This window comes from Ensifer sp. 22521 (assembly GCF_052044795.1).
GTDB lineage: Bacteria > Pseudomonadota > Alphaproteobacteria > Rhizobiales > Rhizobiaceae > Ensifer.
Genome location: NZ_JBQENM010000068.1, coordinates 1 through 2969, shown reverse-complemented (window position 1 = coordinate 2969; position 2969 = coordinate 1). Strand labels below are relative to the sequence as shown.

Annotated in this window: 3 protein-coding genes; 1 reads left to right on the top strand and 2 read right to left on the bottom strand. The window is 61.9% G+C overall.

What is annotated here, in order from left to right; translation table 11 throughout:
- Positions 1–2 precede the first annotated feature (2 nt).
- Positions 3–1667 (bottom strand): electron transfer flavoprotein-ubiquinone oxidoreductase, encoded by a 1665-nt coding sequence (locus ACTJKE_RS36535; RefSeq protein WP_440693911.1) that lies wholly within the window; start codon positions 1665–1667, stop codon positions 3–5.
- Between the two features lie 111 nt (positions 1668–1778).
- Here ACTJKE_RS36535 and ACTJKE_RS36530 point away from each other — a divergent pair, with 111 nt between their 5' ends.
- The gene (locus ACTJKE_RS36530; protein ID WP_145926105.1) at positions 1779–2129 is read left to right on the top strand and encodes a hypothetical protein; all 351 of its coding nucleotides are present in this window, start codon (positions 1779–1781) and stop codon (positions 2127–2129) included.
- 98 nt (positions 2130–2227) lie between these two features.
- Here the strand turns inward: ACTJKE_RS36530 and ACTJKE_RS36525 are convergent.
- A partial coding sequence (locus tag ACTJKE_RS36525; RefSeq protein ID WP_440693909.1) for an electron transfer flavoprotein subunit alpha/FixB family protein occupies positions 2228–2969 on the bottom strand: 742 nt, incomplete at its 5' end.

Below are 2969 nucleotides of genomic sequence, written 5' to 3'. Positions count from 1 at the left end.
ATTCACATGTTCGGATAGACCGGGCCTTCGCCGCCCTGCGGCGGCACCCAGTTGATGTTCTGGTTCGGGTCCTTGATGTCGCAGGTCTTGCAGTGCACGCAGTTCTGCGCGTTGATGACGACGACCGGCTTGCCGTTCTTCTCCACCCACTCGTAGACGCCAGCCGGACAGTAGCGCGTCGACGGGCCGGCATAGATGTCGTGCTCGGAGCGCTTCTGCAGGCTCATGTCCTTGACCTGCAGATGCACCGGCTGATCCTCCTCGTGGTTGGTGTTCGACAGGAACACCGAGGACAGACGATCGAAGGTCAACACGCCATCGGGTTTCGGGTAATCGATCTTCGTGTGCTTTGCTGCCGGCTCGAGGCTCTGCGCATCGCTCTTGCCGTGCTTCAGCGTGCCGAACAGCGACAGACCGAACAACTGGTTGGTCCACATGTCGAGACCGCCGAGTGCCACGCCGATCGCCGTGCCAAACTTCGACCACAGCGGCTTGACGTTCCTGACCCGCTTCAGGTCCTTGCCGATGTCGGTCTGGCGCCATTCGTTCTCGATCTCGACCGGCTCGTCATTGGCCCTGCCCGACGCGATCGCTTCTGCCAGTTTGTCAGCCGCCAGCATGCCAGACAGCACCGCATTGTGGCTGCCCTTGATGCGCGGCACGTTCACGAGGCCGGCCGAACAGCCGATCAGCGCGCCACCGGGGAACGACAGCTTCGGTACCGACTGGTAGCCGCCCTCGGTGATGGCGCGAGCACCATAGGACAGCCGCTTGCCGCCTTCAAAGGTGCCGCGGATGGCCGGATGGGTCTTGAACCGCTGGAACTCCTCGAAAGGGAAGAGGTATGGGTTCTTGTAGTTGAGGTGCACGACGAAGCCGACCGCGACGAGGTTGTCTTCCAGATGGTACAGGAACGAACCACCACCGGTCTTCATGCCGAGCGGCCAGCCGAACGAGTGCTGCACCAGGCCCGGACGGTGGTTCTCGGGCTTAACCTGCCAGAGCTCTTTCAGGCCGATGCCGAACTTCTGGACGTCGCGGTCTTTCGACAGATCGAACTTCGAAATCAGCTGCTTGGCGAGCGAGCCGCGCACGCCCTCGCCGATCAGCGTGTATTTGCCGAGCAGCGCCATGCCGCGGGCAAAGTTCGGGCCAGGCTCGCCATTCCTCTCGATGCCCATGTCGCCGGTGGCGACACCGATGACGGCGCCGTCGTCGTTATAGAGCACTTCGGTTGCGGCAAAGCCCGGATAGATCTCGACACCGAGCGCTTCGGCGTGACCGGCAAGCCAGCGACAGACGTTTCCAAGCGAGACGATGTAGTTGCCGTGATTGTTCATCAGCGGCGGCATGGCGAAGTTCGGCAGCCGGATCGAGCCGGCCGGGCCGAGCAGCAGGAAATGGTCGTCCTTGACTTCAGTCTTGAACGGATGATCCGCCTCGTCGCGCCAGCCCGGCAATAGCCGGTCGATGCCGATCGGATCGACGACGGCGCCCGACAGGATATGCGCGCCGACTTCGGCGCCCTTTTCCAGAACCACCACGGAAAGCTCGGGATTGATCTGCTTCAGCCGGATCGCCGCCGAAAGCCCCGCAGGTCCCGCACCAACGATCACAACGTCGAATTCCATGCTTTCGCGTGCGGGGAGTTCCATTTCTTCGCTCATGTCAGTCTCTCAGAACTTTGGCGGCCTGCGTCGAGTTTGCGATAGGGATGATCGCCGTACTCGCCATCAGCGGAGGGTGGTCATGGGGCCGATGCCGCGGGGACGGGCGTGATGACACTCCAGACCTTCGCGCACTCGCCGGAAGGCGACGTCGCCGACGAGGCAGAACGTGCCCCTGTCTGGGGTGTCAGAGCGGGATTGAACACCACGTCTATTGCCGTGGCACCAAGCTCTATCCAATCGGCGCCGGCCGGCCGAAGCTGGCAAATCCGCCCGACGTTCCCGTCGCAGGGATGCATGTCCGAAGAAGACATCAGGGGCGATTTCGCACCCATGACACTTGCGATCGGTGCGATCATCGAACTGCGACCTGTCCGAGATGTAACCTCGCGATTTGGCGAGGTAGCCGGTGATCGCGGCCACGATGCGGTGGATCGACTGCACGATGCTGTCAGGACGTAGATTTTTCATCCAAAGATCTTCTGGAGCAAAAGAAATCAAAAGGATGACGCAGCCTGAAAGCCACGCCATCCGTCGCTTGGGAGGCGATGTTAAATCAGTCAAAGCGCCTTCTGCAGTTCCGGTAGGGCATCGAAGATATCTGCCACAAGACCGTAATCGGCGACCTGGAAGATCGGCGCTTCCTCGTCCTTGTTGATCGCGACGATCACCTTCGAATCCTTCATGCCGGCCAGATGCTGGATGGCGCCAGAAATGCCGCAGGCGATGTAGAGGTCGGGGGCAACAACCTTGCCGGTCTGGCCGATCTGCCAGTCGTTCGGCGCATAGCCCGCATCGACAGCAGCGCGGCTTGCACCGACGGCAGCACCCAGCTTGTCGGCGATCGGAAGGATCACCTCTTGGAACTTCTCCGACGAGCCGAGTGCACGGCCGCCCGAGATGATGATCTTGGCAGACGTCAGTTCCGGACGATCCGACGAGGACAGCGCATCCTTGACATGAGTCGAGAGACCCGGGTTCGCGGCGGCCGAGATGGTCTCGACCGAAGCGCTGCCGCCCTCACCGGCTGCGGCGAAAGAGGCGGTGCGAACCGTGATTACCTTCCTGGCGTCGGTGGACTGAACCGTCTGGATGGCATTGCCCGCATAGATCGGACGCTTGAACGTGTCGGCAGAGACGATCTCGACGATTTCCGAGACCTGCGCGACGTCGAGCAGGGCAGCAACGCGCGGCAGCACGTTCTTGCCGACGGAGGTCGCAGCCGAGACGATGGCGTCATAGGAGCCGGCAAGCGACACGATGAGCGCTGCCAGCGGTTCGGCGAGGTTGTTGCCGAGGCTT